Origin of the sequence: Pseudomonas sp. BIGb0558, from assembly GCF_024807515.1 — a bacterium.
Lineage (GTDB): Bacteria > Pseudomonadota > Gammaproteobacteria > Pseudomonadales > Pseudomonadaceae > Aquipseudomonas > Aquipseudomonas yamanorum_A.
Map to the genome: position 1 here is coordinate 117,103 of NZ_JANUEW010000006.1, position 20,947 is coordinate 138,049.

Annotated in this window: 16 protein-coding genes and 1 pseudogene; 9 read left to right on the forward strand and 8 right to left on the reverse strand. The window is 62.3% G+C overall.

Going from position 1 to position 20,947, the window contains the following annotated elements:
* The first annotated feature begins 70 nt into the window (after positions 1–70).
* From M2400_RS10940 to M2400_RS10950, 3 genes and pseudogenes are all read left to right on the forward strand, one after another.
* Positions 71–1,969 (forward strand): alkaline phosphatase D family protein, encoded by a 1,899-nt coding sequence (locus tag M2400_RS10940; protein ID WP_259196256.1) that lies wholly within the window; start codon positions 71–73, stop codon positions 1,967–1,969.
* A gap of 159 nt (positions 1,970–2,128) precedes the next feature.
* Positions 2,129–2,230, forward strand: a pseudogene (locus M2400_RS10945) (Fis family transcriptional regulator); the annotation flags it as partial.
* A gap of 180 nt (positions 2,231–2,410) precedes the next feature.
* Positions 2,411–3,424 carry a diguanylate cyclase domain-containing protein gene (locus M2400_RS10950; RefSeq protein ID WP_177121245.1) on the forward strand — a complete coding sequence of 338 codons (1,014 nt, stop codon included), beginning with the start codon at positions 2,411–2,413 and terminating at the stop codon, positions 3,422–3,424.
* A gap of 3 nt (positions 3,425–3,427) precedes the next feature.
* Here M2400_RS10950 and M2400_RS10955 read toward each other — a convergent pair whose 3' ends face one another.
* Positions 3,428–4,456, reverse strand: coding sequence for an amino acid ABC transporter substrate-binding protein (locus M2400_RS10955; RefSeq protein ID WP_177121246.1), 1,029 nt, complete (start codon positions 4,454–4,456; stop codon positions 3,428–3,430).
* A gap of 145 nt (positions 4,457–4,601) precedes the next feature.
* On the opposite strand from M2400_RS10955, the gene M2400_RS10960 reads away from it, so the two are divergent.
* From M2400_RS10960 to M2400_RS10985, 6 genes are all read left to right on the forward strand, one after another.
* Positions 4,602–5,495, forward strand: a complete 894-nt coding sequence (locus M2400_RS10960; protein ID WP_259196255.1) for a LysR substrate-binding domain-containing protein — start codon at positions 4,602–4,604, stop codon at positions 5,493–5,495.
* A gap of 89 nt (positions 5,496–5,584) precedes the next feature.
* Entirely contained in the window at positions 5,585–6,847 is a 1,263-nt protein-coding gene (locus M2400_RS10965; protein WP_259196254.1) for an aspartate aminotransferase family protein, read from the forward strand.
* A gap of 126 nt (positions 6,848–6,973) precedes the next feature.
* The gene (locus tag M2400_RS10970; RefSeq protein WP_259196253.1) at positions 6,974–7,423 is read left to right on the forward strand and encodes a helix-turn-helix domain-containing protein; all 450 of its coding nucleotides are present in this window, start codon (positions 6,974–6,976) and stop codon (positions 7,421–7,423) included.
* Positions 7,420–8,697, forward strand: coding sequence for a type II toxin-antitoxin system HipA family toxin (locus tag M2400_RS10975; RefSeq protein ID WP_259196252.1), 1,278 nt, complete (start codon positions 7,420–7,422; stop codon positions 8,695–8,697). Before M2400_RS10970 ends, M2400_RS10975 begins: the two co-directional genes overlap by 4 nt.
* A gap of 214 nt (positions 8,698–8,911) precedes the next feature.
* A complete protein-coding gene (locus tag M2400_RS10980; protein WP_259196251.1) occupies positions 8,912–10,249 on the forward strand; it encodes a carbohydrate porin in 1,338 nt (445 codons plus the stop codon).
* A gap of 113 nt (positions 10,250–10,362) precedes the next feature.
* Positions 10,363–12,780, forward strand: coding sequence for a glucose/quinate/shikimate family membrane-bound PQQ-dependent dehydrogenase (locus M2400_RS10985; protein WP_177047155.1), 2,418 nt, complete (start codon positions 10,363–10,365; stop codon positions 12,778–12,780).
* A 61-nt stretch (positions 12,781–12,841) separates the two neighbouring features.
* On the opposite strand, the gene M2400_RS10990 is transcribed toward M2400_RS10985, so the two are convergent.
* The 7 genes from M2400_RS10990 to M2400_RS11020 form a co-directional block, all read right to left on the reverse strand.
* Entirely contained in the window at positions 12,842–15,178 is a 2,337-nt protein-coding gene (locus M2400_RS10990) for a bifunctional diguanylate cyclase/phosphodiesterase (RefSeq protein WP_259196247.1), read from the reverse strand.
* 197 nt (positions 15,179–15,375) lie between these two features.
* Positions 15,376–16,548, reverse strand: coding sequence for a PotD/PotF family extracellular solute-binding protein (locus tag M2400_RS10995; protein WP_177129182.1), 1,173 nt, complete (start codon positions 16,546–16,548; stop codon positions 15,376–15,378).
* Entirely contained in the window at positions 16,545–17,519 is a 975-nt protein-coding gene (locus M2400_RS11000) for a GTP-binding protein (protein WP_259196244.1), read from the reverse strand. The genes M2400_RS10995 and M2400_RS11000 overlap by 4 nt, the downstream gene beginning before the upstream one ends.
* An 85-nt stretch (positions 17,520–17,604) precedes the next feature.
* Positions 17,605–17,898, reverse strand: coding sequence for a hypothetical protein (locus tag M2400_RS11005; protein ID WP_177121254.1), 294 nt, complete (start codon positions 17,896–17,898; stop codon positions 17,605–17,607).
* Between the two features lie 13 nt (positions 17,899–17,911).
* Positions 17,912–18,661, reverse strand: coding sequence for an SDR family NAD(P)-dependent oxidoreductase (locus M2400_RS11010; RefSeq protein WP_177114849.1), 750 nt, complete (start codon positions 18,659–18,661; stop codon positions 17,912–17,914).
* Positions 18,662–18,804: 143 nt separating this feature from the next.
* Complete coding sequence (locus M2400_RS11015; protein WP_088424088.1) at positions 18,805–19,566, reverse strand: SDR family NAD(P)-dependent oxidoreductase; 762 nt, start codon at positions 19,564–19,566, stop codon at positions 18,805–18,807.
* Positions 19,567–19,578: 12 nt separating this feature from the next.
* Positions 19,579–20,919, reverse strand: coding sequence for an MFS transporter (locus M2400_RS11020; RefSeq protein ID WP_177047167.1), 1,341 nt, complete (start codon positions 20,917–20,919; stop codon positions 19,579–19,581).
* Between the last annotated feature and the right edge of the window lie 28 nt (positions 20,920–20,947).

Sequence of the window (20,947 nt, forward strand, 5' to 3'; positions counted from 1 at the left end):
CGCCCTTAACAAAACGCTGACATCCACTGCGTTACCCTTTCCCCCCCTTGTCCAGAAAGCCGCTGCCCTGATGCCTGAATCTGCTCCCCTGCCCGCTGTCATCGCTGGCCCGCTGCTGCGACGCCTGGAACCTCAGCGTCTGGTGCTGTGGCTGGTGGCAAGCCGGGAGCTGGCGTTGACCCTTCGGCTCATGCCTTCTACGCAGGAGGCACTCGACATCGACCTGGACGCGACGCGTTGCCAGGTTATCCCCGTGGGCCGCAACGCGTTTATTCATCTGATTGACGTCGCACTCGACAGCGCCTTGCCCCAGGACATCACCATCGGCTATGACCTGCTGATCGACAACGCCGGCATTGCCCAGTGGGCACCTCACCTGGTGTATGGTCGCGGGCAAACCCCGAACTTCGTCCTGCACAGCCGGATCCACCAGTTGGTACACGGCTCCTGCCGCAAACCCCACCACAGCGCCGACGAAGGTTTGCTGTGCGTCGATCGGCTGCTGGCGGAGTCGAGCACCATCGCCGAGCGCCCGGCCCTGTTGATGATGAGTGGCGACCAGGTCTACGCCGATGACGTAGCGGGCCCCATGCTGCGGGCCATTCACGCGCTGATTGCCCGTCTGGGCCTGTTCGATGAACAGCTGGAGGGTGCCGTCGTCGACAACAGCGCCGCGCTCTATGAGCATGCCGCCAGCTACTACCATCGCGCCGACCTGCTGCCCGCACTGGAAAGCAACGAGACCTTGCGCGAGCGGTTTTTCGGTGGTGTGAAGAAGCCGATTTTTACCAGCAGCAGTGCCGACAACCACCTGGTGACCTTCGCGGAAGTCATGGCAATGTACCTGCTGGCCTGGTCGCCCACGCCGTGGACGCTGATCAGCCCGCAACCGCCGCGATTGAGCACCGAAGAACAGGCACGCTACGCACGCGAGCAAGTGCAGATCGACAAGTTTCGTAACGGCCTGGACGGCGTGGCGAGGGTATTCGCCCACCTTTCCTGCCTGATGATCTTCGATGATCACGACATCACCGACGACTGGAACCTCAGCGCCCAATGGGAAGAGACCGCCTACGGCCACTCGTTCTCCAAGCGCATCATCGGCAACGCATTGCTGGCCTACATGCTGTGCCAGGGCTGGGGCAACAACCCGGATGCGTTTGGTGCCCTGCTGGACAAAACCCTGGCGCTCACCACACAGGCCCGCGACAACCCTCTGGATGCCTGCGCCCAGGATGCACTGGTGAACGAGCTGCTGCAGTTCCAGCAATGGCATTACGTGCTGCCCACCACCCCCGCGCTGGTGGTGATCGACACCCGCACCCGGCGCTGGCGCAGTGAGTTCAACCTCAAGCAACCGTCCGGCCTGCTGGACTGGGAAGCCTTGAGCGAACTGCAACAGGAACTGCTGGACCACCCCAGCGCGATCATCGTTTCCCCCGCGCCTATCTTTGGCGTCAAGCTGATCGAGACCGTGCAGAAAGCCTTCAGTTGGTGTGGCTACCCGCTGCTGGTGGACGCGGAAAACTGGATGGCCCATCGCGGTGCGGCGCAGGTGATCCTCAACATCTTTCGCCACTCCCGTACCCCGGGCAACTACGTGATCCTGTCGGGGGACGTGCACTACTCGTTCGTCTACGAAGTGCTGATCCGCCACCGCAACGCGGGCCCGAAAATCTGGCAGATCACCAGCAGCGGTATCAAGAACGAATTCCCCCCGCGCCTGCTGGAATGGTTCGACCGCCTCAATCGCTGGCTCTACTCGCCCCGCTCACCGCTGAACTGGCTCACCCGTCGCCGGCCCATGCAGGTGGTGCCACATATTCCGGAACACGCAGAAGCGGGTGAACGGTTGTGGAACTCCGCGGGGATTGGGCAGGTGTTTTTTAACCGGCAAGGGCAGCCTGAGGCGATTTATCAGCACAATGCCGATGGGGCGCCAAAGACGAGGATGGTGGCGCCGAAGTAAGCCTTCCTACTCAAGCCAAACAACCTTCCCATGTGATTTCCAGAAGCTGCTTAACACGCAGTTTCTCATGCCATTTTTGGCAATATTTCAGCCTCCACCGTTTACAGAACAACGTGCGACGCTCTGACCGGTTTTTGCAAAAAAGCCCCTTTAATCGCAGGCATGACACTCGCCACCCTTGCAAGCGCTGCACGAGCATTGGGGCAGCGGGTTGAGGTGCGCCTTGTGCCGGATCCGGATGCAACGCCGGCAATGATTTAAAGCTGGCCAGGCGTAGAACCAAAGGCTAAACCACACAAAATTAGTGGCTATCTGCCACGCACCACCTAGACCAAAGCCCCCCTTCTAAGCGCCAAAGCGCCGTTGTAAAGTAATGTCAGCCACGGAGTATCGGCGTCAACTTTGACTGGCCTAAAAGCCAGTCCACGCAGGGAGTGCGCAATGGACGATACATCCGCCAGCGGGCCGTCAAGGAACGAGTTTTGCGACCTTAACGCTGACATGCTGCATGCCGTCATGGAGCTGGTCAGCGACGGGATCTGGGACTGGAACGCCAACACCGGGTTCGTCTATCGCAACCCCGGCTGGTACGAAATGCTCGGTTACGCCCATCATTCCCTCGAAAACAGCGTATTCACCTGGGAAAGCGTGATTCACCCCGAGGACTATCCGAATGTGATGGTGCTGTTTGATAACTACATCAACCGTCGCTCCACTCACTATCAGGCCGAGTATCGCTGCCGCAAGAAAGATGGCTCCTACCTGTGGATCGAAGACCGTGGCTACGTGATCGCACGTAACGACGACGGCTCAGTGGCACGCATGATCGGTGCCCACCGCAGCATCCAGGCGCGCAAACAGTCCATCGAACAGCTGGAACGACGCAATCAATCCCTAGAAGCCCTGGTGGCCGAGCGCACGCGCGAGCTGTCGCGGGTCAATCAACAACTGCAGTTGCAACTGGAGGAAAACCGCTCCCTGGCCGAACGCGATACTTTGACCTGCGTGGCCAATCGTTACCGCCTGGAGCGCGCCCTGCTGGAAGAGTGCGATCGAGCCCAACGGTTTCGCCTGCCGCTGTCGCTGATTGCCATGGATATTGACGACTTCAAGCCCATCAACGACCAGCTCGGCCACGCCGTAGGCGATGAAACCCTGGTGCGGGTGGTGGAATGCCTGGAAGCCTGCCTGAGCCCCGGCGACTTGCTGGCTCGCTGGGGCGGCGATGAGTTCATGGTGATCGCCCCAAAAAGCACGTTGGAAACCGCCCGGGCACTGGCCGAACGGATGCGCACCGCGCTCAAGGAACTGCCCGCCGTGGGCAGCTTCAAGGTGACGTTGAGCCTGGGTGTGGTAGAGCGGCGCAACGATGAGTCACCCACAAGCCTGATGGCCAGGGCCGATCAGGCGTTGTATCGCTCCAAGGCGGCAGGTAAAGACACCGTGTCGTCGTGAGCCTCAGCGCACCGGCGGCGCGTACTGGATCCCGCCGTTGCTCCACAGGGCATTCAGCCCGCGCTTGATCTTCAGCACACTGCCCTGGCCGATGTTGCGCTCGAACACTTCGCTGTAGTTGCCCACTTGCTTGACGATCTGCACCACCCAGTCCTTGCGCAGCTTCAGGTCCTTGCCGTAGTCACCGTCAGCCCCGAGCAGGCGGGCGACGTCCGGGTTTTTGCTGGACTTGGCCTGCTCTTCGACGTTCTGCGAGGTGATGCCCATTTCTTCGGCGTTGAGCATGGCGAACAGGGTCCATTTGACGATGCTGAACCACTCGTCATCGCCCTTGCGTACCAGCGGGCCCAGGGGCTCCTTGGAAATCACTTCCGGCAACACCACGAACTCATCCGGATGCGCCATCTTGATTCGCTGGGCATAAAGGCCCGACTGGTCGGTGGTGAGCACGTCGCAGCGGCCGGCTTCGAGGCCCTTGGCACTTTCGTCGGCGGTGTCGAAGGTGATCGGTGTGTACTTCAGGCCGTTGGAGCGGAAGTAGTCAGAGACGTTCAGCTCGGTGGTGGTACCGGCCTGGATGCAGATGGTCGCACCGTCCAGGTCCTTGGCGCTTTTGACGCCGAGTTTGGTGTTCACCAGAAAACCGATGCCGTCGTAGTAGGTCACGCCGGTGAACACCATGCCCATGCCGGCGTCGCGGGAACTGGTCCAGGTGGTGTTGCGGGAAATCAGGTCGATCTCGCCGGACTGCAGGGCGGTGAAACGCTCCTTGGCGGTCAACTGGCTGAACTTCACTTTCGATGCATCACCGAACAGTGCCGCCGCGACGGCGTGGCACACGTCCACATCGATGCCAGTCATCTTGCCATTGGCGTCCGGCACGCCAAAACCCGGCAAGCCGTCGCTGACTCCACACTGGATAAAACCTTTCTTCTGGATCGCGTCCAGGGTCGCCCCTGCGTGTGCGCTCCCGGCCAGCCCCAATACGGCGGCGGCAGTGAATGCCGCCAACGTGGATTTCATGTTCTTCATGCAAGGCGCTCCCTGTCGGTCTTTATTATTCGGCGCCAAAAACCCGCGCCGGTTTATAGTGTTGCCGGTCAGTATCAACGGCTTTACACCTTGGCCACAAACGACGTTTAGGCAAAGGCTCCTTCCGATTTGGAATGAACTCATCATGATTTCAAAACGCTTGACCCCTTCGATGACTGCCTTGCAGTGCTTCGAAGCCGCCGCTCGCCACCTGAGTTTCACCCGCGCCGCCGAAGAGCTGCACCTGACCCAGAGTGCGGTGAGCAAGCAGGTGGCGCAGCTGGAAGAAATGCTCTGCCACCCGTTGTTCCAGCGGGTTCGCCAGCGTCTGTACCTGTCGCCAGCGGGCTCGCTGTACCTGGAAGAAGTGCGCAAGATCCTCAATCAGGTGGATATTTCCAGCCGCTACATCCTGACCTACGGTGGCGAAACCGAAGTGCTGCGCATCGCCACCCAGCCGACCTTCGGTGACCGCTGGCTGGTGCCCAAGCTCAAGGATTTTGCCGCGCGCCATCCCAACATCCACCTGGACGTGCGCAACGAACTGGAACCGTTCGACGTGCTGCAGGCCAAGGCGGATATCGCGTTTTTCTTCGGCCAGGGATCGTGGCCGGGGGCAGCCTGCATCGAGTTGTTTCGCGAAGCCGTGGTGCCGGTGTGCGCCCCGGGGTTTGTCGCCGCTGGCAGCGACGCCTCGTCCCGCCACACCTTGCTGCAATGCACCTCCCGCCCCGAAGCCTGGCACGAGTGGTTTCTGGAACAGGGCCTGCACTCGCAAAACAGCTACCACGGCCCGCGCTTCGACACGTTCTACATGTGCATTCGCGCAGCCCAATCGGGGTATGGCGTGGCGTTGGTGCCCAAATACCTGGTGGCTGAGGAACTGGCGAACGGCAGCCTGATGATCCCCTGGGACTACACGATGCCCAGCGCCGGCGCGCACTTTATCGCCCATGCCGAACATGCCGGAGATATCCCGAAAGTGAAGGCATTCTTGAGCTGGATGGTGGAGTACACAACAACACATCCCGACTTTTAATAATGACCCGGCGACTTTATTTCGTTTGCGGGACAGGGCGGCTCACGGCTTAGATAAAAGGACGCACCCTATTCTAGAGTCCCGGATTTATGAGCCGCGAAACCATCAGCCAGTCGATTTCCACCGTCCATCCCATCAGCCTCAGCCATGGCAAAAACGCAGAAGTCTGGGACACCACCGGCAAACGCTACATCGACTTCATCGGCGGCATCGGCGTGCTCAACCTGGGCCACTGCAACCCTCGTGTGGTCGAGGCGATTCGCGAACAGGCGACCAAACTCACCCACTACGCCTTCAACGCGGTGCCTCATGCGCCCTACATCGAACTGATGGACCGTCTCACCGCGTTCATTCCGGTGGATTACCCGGTCAGCGGCATGCTCACCAACAGCGGGGCGGAAGCCGCGGAAAACGCCTTGAAAATCGTCCGGGGTGCCACTGGCCGCACAGCGGTCATTGCCTTTGACGGCGGGTTTCACGGCCGCACGCTGGCCACCTTGAACCTCAATGGCAAGGTCGCGCCCTACAAGCAAAAAGTCGGCGTACTGCCGGGTCCGGTGTTCCACCTGCCGTTCCCCAGCCGCGACAACGGCGTTACCTGCGGCGAAGCGCTGAAGGCGATGGACCGCCTGTTCAGCGTGGAAATCGACGTCAACGACGTGGCTTGTTTCATCATCGAACCGGTGCAGGGCGAAGGTGGTTTTCTGACCCTGGACGTGGAGTTCGCCCAGGCCCTGCGCCGCTTCTGCGACGAGAAGAACATCCTGCTGATTGCCGATGAAATCCAGTCCGGCTTCGGTCGTACCGGCCAGCGGTTTGCCTTCTCGCGCCTGGGCATCGAGCCGGACCTGATCCTGCTGGGCAAAAGCATCGCTGGCGGCGTACCGCTGGGCGCGGTGGTCGGGCGCAAATCGCTGCTCGACAACCTGCCCAAAGGCGGCTTGGGCGGCACGTACTCCGGCAACCCGATTGCCTGCGCGGCGGCGCTCGCCACCCTGGATGAAATGACTGACGAACACCTGCACAGTTGGGGCGCGCAGCAGGAAGAAGCCATCGTCAGCCGTTATGAATCGTGGCGTTCGAAAAAGCTCTCGCCGTATCTCGGCCGCTTGACCGGCGTGGGCGCCATGCGCGGCATCGAACTGGCCAACGCTGACGGCAGCCCGGCGCCACAACAACTCACTCAACTGCTGGCCCTGGCCCGCGACGCGGGTTTGCTGCTGATGCCCAGTGGCAAATCGCGGCACATCATCCGCCTGCTGGCACCGTTGACCATTGAGGCAGTGGTGCTGGAGGAAGGGCTGGATATTCTTGAGGGGTGTTTGGTGAAGCTGGGCCAGGTTAGCCACTAGCATCATAAGTGCAATTATTCTGGCCATATACCGACCAAAGAGCCAAAATAATTGCACACCAATCACTCATACGAAGTGCTATTATTCCTGCATCTTTTATTTTAAAACGCCGGAATAATTGCACTAATGGCTAAAAAAACCGCTCCCCTGCTCCCCATGACCCAGCAATTACTGGCGGACTTGGGCGAGCGCCTGCGATTGGCGCGCTTGCGGCGCAAGCTCACTGCCAAGCAAGTGGCAGAGCGTGCCGGTATGTCATTGATGACTCTGCGCGCGCTGGAACGAGGTTCTACGGGCGTGACCATCGGTGCCTACCTGTCTGTACTGCAAGTGCTCGGACTCGAGCAGGACATAGCCTCAATCGCCGACACCGATACAGTAGGACGCCAGCTGCAAGACTCCGCGCTCACAAACAAAAAGCGCGAAGCCACCAAGCCTCGCATGAAGAAAGCGGCTCAAATTGCCTCTGCCAGCACCGCCCCGCCGGCCTCGTTTCAAACGCAACCGGCCTCGAAACTTTCGGCCCTGATCATTAATCCCCTCAGCCCGTCCCGTGATGAGTTATCCAAGCCATGAGCAGGATTTTCGTTTATGCCGACTGGGATGGGCTCAATCACTCCCGGCGCCTTGGCGTACTGCATGCGCGCCAAGGCGGTGCCAGTGAGTTGTTTGAGTTTGAATACGACCCTGAGGCGCTGGCTGATCCGCAGTTGGGCCTGACTCAACTTGACCCGCGCATAGCCTTGTTCGAAGGCCCGCAGTTCCCCCCGCAAGGTCGCGACACCTTCGGCGTATTCGCCGACTCCAGCCCCGACCGATGGGGACGCATGCTGATGAAGCGTCGGCTGGAACGCGATAAACGAGCCGCAAGAGTTGCGCCCCACACGCGGCTTCTGGAGTCAGACTTCCTGTTGGGTGTACACGATACCTTCCGCGTCGGCGCACTGCGTTTCAAGCGGGATGAAAACGGGCCCTTTCTGGACAATCAGGACAGTCTGGCGGCGCCACCGCTGATCAAACTGCGGGAGTTGGAGGCCGCCAGCCGCGCCCTGGAAAACGATACCGACAATACCGCTGCCGAAGGCAGCGACTGGCTGCGGATGTTGATTGCTCCCGGCGGCTCACTGGGTGGCGCACGCCCTAAAGCCAGCGTGGTGGACACCGACGGGCATCTCTGGATTGCCAAGTTTCCGAGCCTGCGCGATGAGCACGATGTAGGCGCCTGGGAATACATCACAGGGTCCCTCGCCGAGGGCTGCGGACTGCGCGTCGCCCCCATGGATGCAGAACGCTACGCCAGCGAACATCACTGCTTCAGGGTAAAACGCTTTGATCGGAGCGCTCTGGGGCGACGTGTACATTTTGCCTCTGCCATGACCTTGACTGGCCATACCGACGGTGACGATGCCTCAACGGGTGTCAGCTATCTGGAGCTGGCACGGGTGTTGATGACCCAAGGCGCCGAGACGCAAGCGGACTTACGCGAGCTGTGGTGTCGAATCCTGTTTAACGTATTGGTCTCCAACACCGATGATCACTTGCGCAACCACGGTTTCCTGCTGGAGCCTGGCCGCGGGTGGCGACTCTCTCCTGCCTACGATATGAATCCAGACCGTTATGGCCATGGCCTGAAACTCAACATCAGCGAACATGACAACGCTCTGGATCTGGATTTGGTGCGATCGGTCGCCGGATTCTTCAGGGTGCCGCTCCGGGAGGCCGATACGCTTATCGAACGTTTCAAGGGTGTCGTCAATCAGTGGTCAACGCTGGCCAATGCAGTGGGCATCTCAAGACGTGAGCAGGAGGAAATGAGCCCCGCCTTCAAGTTGTCCACAGGCACGCAATGACCCCGCGACGCCACTATTACCAAATCCGAAAGAATCCATCTTCCGTTTAGCCCTTTCTCTCCCCGCGCCGGGGCATTATCCTTGTCAGCAACAAACTGAAACGTTTCATCACTCCATCAAACCACCGACCGCCCGTGTTCAACGCCTTTGTGCGAACGCGCCAGGCCGCTGTTTGCGTTTCAAAACCATAAAATATTAAGACCCCATTTTGCCTATGCCTGCTTTCCCAAACCTGCGCTTGTGCGCTGCGCTGCTGCCTTTCGGTCTGGCCACCTGTGCCCAGGCCGCCCCTGCCTTTGACGCTGAATCACCGTGGATGCTGGGTGATTTCGGCGGCACCCGGACAGCGCTGTCTCAACAAGGCTACGACTTCAAGTTCGACTACACCGGCGAGATGGGCAGCAACCTGCATGGCGGCTCAGACCACGACCGCACGGCGCGCTACAGCGACCAATTCGGCCTGGGCACGCACCTGGATCTGCAGAAGATCCTCGGCTGGCACGACGCAGAGTTCCAACTGACGGTGACCGAGCGCAGCGGCAATAACATCACCAATGACCGGATCAACGATCCGCGCGTGGGTGGGTTCACTTCGTCCCAGGAAGTCTGGGGCCGTGGCCAGACCTGGCGCCTGACGCAGATGTGGTACCAACAGAAATTCTTTGACCAGAAGCTCGACATCAAGGCCGGGCGTTTCGGCGAAGGCGAAGACTTCAACAGCTTCCCCTGCGACTTCCAGAACCTGGCGTTCTGCGGTTCGCAGGTCGGCAACTGGGTGGGCAGCATCTGGTACAACTGGCCGGTGAGCCAGTGGGCGTTGCGAGTCAAATACCACCTCACACCCGAGCTTTACGCTCAGATCGGGGCTTATGAACAGAACCCGTCCAACCTGGATCGCGGCAATGGTTTCAAGCTCAGTGGCAGCGGCACCCAAGGCACCCTGCTCCCGGTCGAACTGGTGTGGACGCCCACCCTCAACGGCCTGCCTGGCGAATACCGCGCCGGTTACTACTACAGCAGCGCCAAGGCCAGCGATGTCTACAAAGACCGCAACGACCAGCCTGCAGCGCTCAGCGGCGAGGCCTATCGCAGCGCCTCCAGCAAACACGGGGTGTGGCTAGGCGTGCAACAGCAAGTCACCAGCCTGGCCAGCGACCACTCCCGCGGCTTGAGCCTGTTCGCCAACGGCACGATGCACGACAAGAAAACCAACGCTGTGGATAACTACGTGCAGGCCGGCATGGTCTACAAGGGCCTGTTCGACGCCCGCGCCAAAGACGACATCGGCTTTGCCGTGGCCCGGGTGCACGTCAACCCGGCCTACCGCAAGAACGCCGAGGCGAGCAACCAGGCCCGCGCCGTGTACGACTTCGACGACCCGTCCTACACGCCGATTCAACACACCGAATACAGCGCCGAACTCTATTACGGCGTGCACGTCACCAACTGGCTGACGGTGCGCCCGAACCTGCAATACATCCGTCATCCCGGGGCCGTGGCCCAGGTGGATGACGCGCTGATCGGCGGGATCAAGCTGCAAAGTTCGTTCTGACGCCACAACTAATTTCTGTAGGAAACGAATTACCCCTGAACCATGCCTGCGCCGGAACGTCATCTACAGTGAACTGTGCGCAATCAATTCAAAACGTAACGGAGAACCACACTATGAGCACTGATGGTGCTTCAAGTCCAAGTCGCCTGCTGCCCAGGCTACTGGGGATCTTGCTGCTGATAATGGGCCTGGCCTTGTTGGCCGGGGGGATCAAGCTGAGCATGCTCGGCGGGTCGCTGTATTACCTGCTGGCCGGTCTCGGCATCACCGTCACAGGCCTGTTGCTGCTGGCGACACGCCGCGCGGCGCTGGGCTTGTACGCACTGGTGCTGTTTGCCAGCACCGTCTGGGCGCTGTGGGAAGTCGGCCTGGACTGGTGGCAGTTGGTGCCGCGCCTGGCCCTGCTGTTCGCCCTCGGCATTGTCATGCTGCTCCCGTGGTTCCGCCGTCCGTTGCTGCGTGGCCAAGCCGCGCCGCTGGGCACTGGCGCCCTGAGCGTCGCTGTGGTGCTGGCCGGTGCTGCTGCGCTGGCCAGCCAGTTCACCGACCCGGGTGCACTGGTCAAGAAAGGCCAACTGGACCGCGATGCGGTGCCGGGCATGGCCAGCGCCGCGCCGGCCCAGGCCGATGGTGACTGGAACTCCTACGGCCGTTCGGCCTTCGGTGATCGCTACTCGCCATTGGCGCAGATCACCCCGGAAAACGCCCACAAGCTGGTGCCAGCCTGGACGTACCGTACCGGCGACATCCCTGGCCCAGGCGATCCCGGTGAAACCACCGCGGAAAACACCCCGCTGAAGGTCAACGGCATGCTCTACGTGTGCACGCCCCACAGCCAGGTGATTGCCCTGGACCCGGACACCGGCAAGGAAATCTGGCGTTTCGACCCGAAGATCAGCAGCGAAGGGGCTGCCAACTTCAAGGGTTGGGCCCACATGACCTGCCGTGGCGTGTCGTATCACGATGACGCCGTGTATGCCTCCGAGCAGAGCCCGACTGGCAGCGCCAGCCCGGCCGCCGCGCCGAATGCCTGCCCGAAACGCATCTTCGTACCGACCGCCGACACCCGTCTGATCGCCCTGAACGCCGACACCGGCAAGATGTGCGAAGACTTCGGTGACAAAGGCCAGATCGACCTGCGTGCCAACATCGGCACCTTCGCCCCAGGCGGCTACTACTCCACCTCGCCACCGGCCGTCACCAAGAACCTGGTGGTGATCGGCGGTCACGTGACCGACAACGTCTCCACCGACGAGCCTAGCGGCGTGATCCGCGCGTTCGACGTGCACACCGGCAAGCTGGTGTGGAACTGGGACAGCGGCAACCCGGACGACACCACCCCGTTGGCCGAGGGCAAGACCTACACCCGCAACTCGCCAAACATGTGGTCGATGTTCGCGGTGGACGAAAAACTCGGCATGCTCTACCTGCCGATGGGTAACCAGATGCCCGACCAGTACGGCGGCGACCGGACTCCGGACTCCGAGAAGTACAGCGCCGGCCTCACCGCCCTGGACATCGACAGTGGCCACGTGAAGTGGACCTTCCAGTTCACTCACCATGACCTGTGGGACATGGACGTGGGCGGCCAGCCTTCGCTGATCGACATCAAGACCGCTGACGGCGTGAAGCAAGCGGTAATGGCGTCGACCAAGCAGGGCAGCATCTACACTCTGGACCGCACCAACGGTCAGCCAGTGGTGCCGATCAACGAAATCCCTGTACCGCAAGGCGCAGTGGCCGGCGATCACACCGCACCGACCCAACCGAAATCCGATCTGAACTTCATGCCACCGCCCCTCAAGGAGCGTGACATGTGGGGCGTGACGCCGTTCGACCAGATGCTGTGCCGGATCGATTTCAAATCCATGCGCTACGACGGTCCGTTCACCCCGCCATCGCTGCAAGGCTCGATCGTTTACCCGGGTAACTTCGGCGTGTTCGACTGGGGTGGCATTTCCGTCGACCCGGTGCGCCAGATTGCCTTCGTGAACCCGAGCTACATGGCGTTCAAATCGAAACTGATCCCGGCCGCCGACATCGCCAAGCAAGGCCCACGGGTCAGCGAAACCGAAGGCGTGCAGCCGAACAAAGGCGCGCCGTACGGGGTGATCCTCGAAGCCATGCTGTCGCCACTGGGCCTGCCGTGCCAGGCGCCGGCGTGGGGTTATGTGGCCGCGGTCGACCTGACCAACCACCAGACCATCTGGATGCACAAAAACGGCACCGTGCGTGACAGCTCGCCGGTTCCGATTCCACTGACCATGGGCGTGCCAAGCCTGGGCGGCACGTTCACCACCGCCGGTGGCGTGTCCTTCCTCAGCGGTACGCTCGACCAGTACCTGCGTGCCTATGACGTGAAAAACGGCAAGCAGTTGTGGGAAGGCCGCCTGCCAGCAGGCGCGCAGACCACACCGATGACCTACACCGGCAAGGACGGCAAGCAGTACGTGCTGGTCATGGCCGGCGGTCATGGTTCCCTGGGCACCAAGCAGGGTGACTATGTGATGGCGTTCAAACTGCCGGATTAAGTCATACCGGCGGCAAGAAAAAGGCGGCTACCTCATGGGTAGCCGCCTTTTTTTGTGCCGCCTACACCGGCAGGCGTTCGCGGCGCATCCACATTTCGAAGGCCATGGCATTCAACGGCCGGCTGATCAGGTAGCCCTGGGCCGTGTCGCACTTCCAGAGCTTGAGCAGCTTGAGGCTCGGCTCGAACTCCACCCCTTCGGCCACCACCTTGAGCCCCAGGTTGTGGCTCATCTCAATGGTGGAGCGCACGATCACCCCGTCGCCGGAGGTGCTGTCGAGGTTGCGCACAAACGACTGGTCGATCTTCAGTTCCTGCACCGGCAGGCGTTGCAGTTGCGCCAGGGATGAATAGCCGGTACCGAAGTCGTCCACCGACAGGCTGATGCCACAGCCGCGCAGTTGCTCCAGCACGCTGAGGGCCTGGGCCGGGTTGTGCATGATCGCGCTTTCGGTGATTTCGAAAATCAGTTGCCGAGCCGATACGCGGTAATGCGCCAGCAACTCGGTCACCCGCAGGGCCAGGCCGTCATCGGCCAGGTCGTCCACCGAGATGTTCACCGACAACTGCACCTGCAGTCCGCGCACTTCCCATTCGGCCAATTGCCGGATGGCTTCTTCGATCACCCACTGGGTCAGGCTGCCCATGCTGCCGGTGCGCTCGGCCAGGGGAATGAACTCGGCGGGCGATACCAGCCCGAGGGTCGGATGCTGCCAACGCAACAGCGCTTCGGCCTGGCGTACATGGCCGTGGGTCAGGTCGAGCTTGGGTTGATAACACAGGTACAGCTCGCCCTCTGCCGCCGCCCGGCGCAGGTCGCGGATCAGGCTGATCTGGCGTTGGTGGGCAAGGTCGCGGTCCTGTTGGTAGATCTGCAAATAGCCCGGCAGCGCCGCCGCATCGTGACGGGCAATCGCGGCGCGGCTGATCAGCTCTTCAACCTGCTGGCCGTCGGCCGGGTAAGCGGCGATGCCGATGCTCACTTCGTGGCGCAGTTCATCGCCGCCAATGCGCTGGGGTTCGGTCAGCAGCCCATACAAACGGTCGGCCAGGGCCACCACGCGGTCGATCTCGGTGTTTTCCAGCAGCAGCAGGAACTCACTGCCGGTGATACGTGCGGCGGTGTCGCTGGCTGACAGGCTCGACAGCAGGCAGCGGCTGGCTTCGCGGAGCATTTCTTCCACGCCTTCCGGGCCATAACCCTCGTTGATCACCCGGTAGTTTTCAATGCCCAGGTACAGCAACACCACGGGGCGGCCAGCACTGATGGCGCTGCCCAGACGCTCCATGGCCAGCGCGCGGTTGGGCAAGCCGGTGAGCGGGTCATGCAGCGCGTTGTGGGCCAGTTGCCGCTCGCGCACGGCGATCCCGGTTTGCATGGCGTTGAAGGCCTGTGCCAGCAGGCCGAATTCATCGTGGCTGCGAACCCGCACCGGCGTGCGGTAGTCACCGGCACCGATACGTTCGGCCGCCTGCACCAGCGCGTTGAGCGGGCGCGATACCCGCCGTGCCAAAAACAATGCGCCCGCCAGGGACACCAGCAGCACCACCAGGGCGATCGCGAGAAACTGCCGGTCCAGCGGCGCGAAGGATTCAAGGGCGTGGTCCAGCGGGCTTTGCAGCAGCACCCGCACTTCACCGCCGTCTGCGGTGTTGCCCAGGGGCAGCACCTGGCTGAGATAACGCTGGCCGTGAAACAGGTTCAGTTGTGCCACGGGGTTGATATACGGGGCCTGCAAGTCACTGGCAATCGAGGCCTGGAAGGCCTCGGGCTGGGTGCTGAACAATTCGCCGGGCTGACCGCGCTGCACGCTGATGAACGACACCTCAAGGTTGCTCATGGAGCGCAATTCACTGGCAAACACTTCATCCATGGGAAAGCCCATGGCGACGCGGGCAATCGGTGCGGGGTCGACAACCTCCTGCTGCACCAGCAGAAACGGCCGGCCATCGAGGGCCACGATCAACATTTGCAGGCCACTGCGCCGGGCCTGGCGCAGGGCATCGTTGTAGGGAAAGGCCTGGCCGGGGGTCAGCGCCTGTAACGTGCTGACCATCACCTGGCCGTCGAGGCCCAGCACAAACACTTCACTGGACGTCAGGCCGGTGCCGTGCCTGCGCAAGGCGGCGAGAATCACGGCGGGCTCGCCCTCGGCGACGGCCTGGCGAAACGGCAAGTCCGCCGTCAGCCAGTTCAGGCCGTATTGCAGGCGCCGGCCACGCAGGTCGAGCAAACGCTCGAACACCTGGCTGCCGGTTTCCAGTTGCACCTGGGCCTGGTTTTCCACGGCGCGATTGGTGGCGGTCTTCACCGCGAAATACACCGCGGCCACCACCACCAGCAACAGCAGCGCCAGCACCCCGGCGATCCGGGTTTGAAACGTATGGCGCCACCTCATTTTGGTGCCCTCTGGCAGCGCTCGCCTCCTCCAGCCGAAACGTTCCTTCGTCATACGCGTCCCTCGCGACAGCTGACCTGGCGTCAAATAAATGTCTTTTCAACAAGGACATTCGAATTATCCAGATTAGCTGTGCAAGAGAAGAAGTGCACCCAATAAATACGGGAACCTGCCCGTCATTAATTTGGCGACGAGCCTCAACTCCGTGCCCGCATGAAGTCCCCCCAACGCCGCACGAGGTAGTTGTGCTCGTCCATCACCGAGTTCCACACCGCGATATGCCCCATGCGTTGCTCATAGGACCCACCGTCACGCACTTCGCCCACATCGATCAGCGGCAAGCCATCGCTGCCCAGCAGCTCTTCCCGGGCGGGCAGGCCGGCGTACCAGTAATCCCATTCGGCGCTGCTCAGGTGATCGCGGCTGCGGGCCGGGTTGCCGATGTAATAACCCTGGCGCGCCATCACCGCGCCGGGCCAGCCGGACAGCCACCAGTTGAGGTAGGCATAGGCCGCGTCCAGCACCGGGCCCTTGGCATGGCGCGACAACGACAACCCGCCAAACCAGGCGCGATAGCCTTCACGGGGCACCGCCAGGCGGTATTTGACCCCGGCCCGATGCAGGCGCATCAGGGTCGGTGACCACAAACTCTGGATGTCGATGCTCGGGCTGAGCATCAGTTGCGCCGCTTCTTCGTCATCGGACCAGAACGCCGCGAAATGCCCTTCCTTCTGCTTGCGCACCAGGATATCCGCCAGCACATCGATCTCTTCGATGCTCATGTTGCCGATGTCCTTGAAGCTCGCCAGCCCCGCGCCCTGCACCGCCAGCGCCGCGTCGAGGGCACCGATGGCGGCGTCGCTTTGCAGCGCGGTACGCGCGCCCCAGGCCGGGTCCAGCAGCCAGCCCCAGCTCTCGTTGGCGCGGTTGAACCCTTCAGGCAAGCGCTCCGGGCGGTAGGCAAAACTGTCGGCGTTGTGAGTCAGAGGCAGCATGCTGATGCGTTCGGTGACGGTGCTGCCCAGGCTGCCGTCGTGCTGCACGAACAAGCGCTCGCTGGGCACACTGCCGCTGCCCAGGCGGTCGTTGGCCGACAGGCGTCCACGCTTGGGCAGGTCGTTGATCTCGTGCCACAACGCAATGCGCCGGGTGTCGATCGGCTGGATCGCCCGCGCCGGCCACACGAAGTCGACGTTGTGAAACCACTGGTCGTAGAGGTCGTAGCTGTCGGGCTGCATCACCGCGATGCGCTGGGCCTGCTCGACGTCGTGCACCTGGTACACCAGGCGAATGCCCAACTCCTGTTCGGCGCGCACACGCAAGGATTCAAGCAAGGTAACCGAGGTGCCGAGGACACGAAGCGTGATCATGCCGCGAACCTTCTGGAGAACACTTCAAAGGAGCGGCGCAGCAACGCCGGGTCGAGCCCGCGCAGGATAAACACCAGGCGCGATTGCCGGTCGGTACCCGGCCAGGCAGGCAGGTGAACCGGGGCATGCAGGCAGTGCTGCACGCCATGAATGACGATGGGAGCCAAACTTGCGTTCACGTTGAGCAATCCTTTGACGCGAAGAATACGTTCGCCGTGGCATCTTAACAGCATCGATAACCAGACCCCGAAGCCCACCCAATCCAGCGGCTGGTCGAAGGTCAGGCAGCAGACCTGCGCCGCGCCGTGGTTGGCGGCGGTGGTTTGATGGAGTTTCCAGCGGCTGACTTCCGCCGCAGGTTCCGCACTGCGCAAACCTTCGCCGAGCAGCAGTTGTTCACCGCTGTCGATATCGCAGGTGTTGAGGATCGGCGTGCCGGCGTTCAGTGCCTGCAAGTGCGCGCGCAGCGAGTCGCAGTCTTCGACGAGGTCGGTCTTGCTCAACAGCAGGCGATCGGCGGCGGCCACTTGCGCCAGCCATTCGGGGTGCAGGCGTTCTTGCAAGACGGCGTGGCTGGCGTCCACCAGCGTCACCACCAGGCCGATATGAAAGCGCCCGCGCAGTTGCACGTCGTTGTTCAAGGTGGCGAGGATCGGCGCAGGGTCGGCCAGGCCGGTGGTTTCCAGGATCACCCGCTTGAAGGCCGGGATCTCTCCGCGCTCGCGACGCTGCAACAGGCCGAGCAAGGCGTCTTTCAACTCGCCGCGAATCGAACAGCAGACGCAACCGCTGGGCAGCAGCACGGTGTCCGGCGCGACTTCCTCCACCAACAGATGGTCGATGCCGACGTCGCCGAATTCATTGATCAGCAACGCCGTGTCGCCGAGGCTTTCGCCTTGCAGCAGGCGCTTGAGCAAGGTGGTCTTGCCGCTGCCGAGGAAGCCGGTGATGACGTTTAGAGCGATGCTCATATTTCTACCTCAATGATGCCCCTGCAGGAGCCCGGCTTGCCGGCGATGGCGATATGAAGGGCGCCATCGCCGGCAAGCCGGGCTCCTACAGCTCCAGATGATCCAGCAGACGCGGGTCCAACGGGTCCAGCGGTCGACCGAGCATGGCCTCTGCCGCCCGCCACAATTGATCCAGGCCGCTGGCCAATTCCTGTTTGCCGGTGGCGCCCAGCAGCAGATAGGACGCGCCCTGGAAGTCTTCGACCTTGAGCCGGAACACCGCCAGCACCTGATTGATCGCGGCGATCCGGCGCAGGCGTTCGCGGCGGCGCGGCAACTCATCGCCCAAGGGATCGCTCCAGTGCAGCTCTTCGCCCAGCAGGCCGCAGAGTCCGCACATGCTTATTGCCCGCTCATGGCATGACATCGCCGGAATTCGGGCCCAGCGTCTGGCCCACGAACAGATTGCCGCCGGGCTCACTGGCCAGCAGCACGGCGGTGGGCGCCACTTCGTCCGCCAGGCCGAAACGGCCCAGGGGCAACTCGGCGGCCTTGGCGCGTTTCCAGGTGTCGCTGATGCCGCCTACCAACGGTGTCTCAATCGGCCCGGGTGCGATGGCGTTGACCAACACATTGTCCTTGGCTACCTCCAGCGCCAGGGACTTTGTGAAACCAATGACGCCGGCCTTGGCCGCAGCATAGTGCGTCAGCTCGGCGCCGCCCTTGATCCCCAGCTGCGAGGCGACGTTGATGATCCGGCCCCAGCGCTGGGCGATCATGTGGGGCAACGCTCGCTGGCTGGCGACGAAGACGCTGGTGAGATCGACGCGCAGCATGTCGTTCCACAGGTCGATGGTCAGGTCGACGCAACGGGCCTGGGTCAGCATGCCGGCGTTGTTGACCAGAATGTCGATGCCGCCGTAGTGGGCAACGCAGGCATCGACGCTGGCCTGGGCGCCGTCGACGGTGCCGACGTCGGCCACGCATTCGAGGACTTCGGCGCCGAGGTTGCGGCAGGTGATCGCGGTTTCGGCGAGGGTTGCGGCGTCGCGGTCGGCCAATAGCAGGCGCGCGCCTTCGACGGCGTAGGCGCGGGCGATGGCGGCGCCGATGCCGCTGCCGGCTCCGGTGATCACGGCGCGGCGGTTAGCGAGTTGGGGCATTGTTATTCCTCCACGGGTCGAGTGTTACCTGTGGGAGCTGGCTTGCCTGCGATGGCGTCACCTCGGTGCATCTGAAGGACCGAGTTGTCTGTATCGCAGGCAAGCCAGCTCCCACACTTGATTGCATCAGGCTTAAAACCGCATCAATCCGGCCAGCGCACGGTCAGCCCACCATCAATCACGATGCTTTGCCCGGTCAGGTAGCTCGATTCCTCGCTGGTCAAAAACCGCACCAGGGACGCCACTTCATCCGCCCGCCCGACCCGGCCCAGCGGGATCGCCCGCGCGGCTTTCGCCAGCCCTTCCGGCCCCAGGGAGTTCTTCGCGTCCAGCGACTGCGGCGTCTCGATCAACCCAGGAATCACCGCATTGCAGCGTATCCCCAGCGGCGCCAACTCCACCGCCAGCGACCGGCACAACCCCGGCACACCGGCCTTGGCCGCCGCGTAATGTGCGTGCTCCTGCCAGCCATACACGCCACCGGCAATCGACGAAATCGCCACCAACGCCCCGCCTTCATGCATGTGCCGGGTCGCCGCCCGGAAGGTGCGCATCACCCCGGTCAGGTCGACGTTGAGCATCTCGTTCCACAGTTCGTCGGTCATCTCCAGCAACGGTGCACGCCTTAACAACCCAGCGTTGGCCACCGCGTAATCGAGGCGACCAAAATGCTGGATCGCCTGGGCCGCCAGGTTGTCCACCGACGCGGTGTCACCCACGTCCAGCGGCAACATCAGGCATTCACCACCGGCCTCTTCCACCAGCGCGACGGTGTGATGCGGGTCGTGAGGATCGGCCGGGTAATACCCGCCCACCACCGCCACGCCGCTGCGGGCATACGCCACCGCGAGGGCCTGGCCGATGCCGCTGGCGGCACCGGTAATCAAGGCAACTTTACGACTCATCACATCAACTCCTTACTGGACAGTTTCCGGACGCACATGGCGTGCGGCAAACATCAATGCGCCGGACAGGAAGCACGGCAGCGCGCCGAACCACAGGGCAGCGGTCTGCCAGTCGCTGCCGGCAGACAGCACCTGGGTCGCGCCAAACCCGGCGACCACCGCACCAATCGGCCCCATCGCATGAATGATCGCGCCACCGGTGGCACGGATGCTGGTGGGAAAACTTTCACTGATGAAAAACAGCGCCGCCGAGTACGGCCCGATCAGGAAGAACAGGCCCAGGCTGTACAGCCCGACCACCATCGCCATGTTGCTCGGGCCAAACAGCATCCCGGCAAACGACAGCCCGCCGAGCATCCAGCCCAGGCCGATCACGTTGCGGCGGCCGATCTTGTCGCCCATCCAGCCGTGGCTGAGGTAGCCGCAGTAACCCACCAGGTTCGACAGCACGAGGATGATCAGCGAGTTCTCGAACGAGATGTGGTGCACGCTGACGATCACCGATGTGCCCAGCACGCTGAACACCTGGATGGCCGCCCAGTTGAGCAACAGCGCGGCGCCGATCACCAATGTTGCACGACGGGCCGGGCCACGGAATGCAGCCTTGAGGCCGGCCTTGCTGTGTTCGTCATAGTCCACGCCGTAGGTCACGGCGACGTTTTGCGCTTCTTTCACCGCGCCGCTTTTACGCAGCTCGCTGATGCGCTGGTGAATCTGGAACTGCGGGCTCTCCTTGAGCTTGCGCGCCATCACCGCGATGACAATCGCCGGGATCGCCGCAAACACGAAACAGCCCTGCCAGCCGATCACCGGCAACAACAGCGCGGTCAACCCGGCCGCGATCAACGCGCCCACCGGCCAGCCGCCCTGCACCAGGCTGTAGATAAAGCCACGGCGCTTGGCCAGTTTCGGATCATCGGACGCGGCGTACAGCTCGCTCAGATAGGTTGCGTTGACGGTTTCCTCGGCATAACCCAGGCCGCCCAGCGAACGGATCAGAATCAGCGACGACTTGCCCCACGCGCCGCCAATGGCGGTCAGCGCCGAGCAGATCGCTGAACCGGCCACGGTGAAAATAATCCCCTTGCGCCGACCCAGCTTGTCCACGATCGGACCGATGGCCAGCGCTACCACGGCGGTGCCGACCGCCACCCATGTCGCAATCTCCGCTTGCTCCACTTCACCCCAGTTAAAGTGCCGCCCGATTTCCGGCAGCAGGGTGCCGAACAGGATGAAGTCATACACCGCAAACACCCAGGCGAAAAACGCGATCCAGGTGGCGAAACGCACTTCCTTGGGCGTCAGTTGCCGGGGTTTCCAGCCAGTCAGATCAAGCTTGTTGTAGATAGACATGAATCGCGCCTCGGGAGGTTGGCCAGGG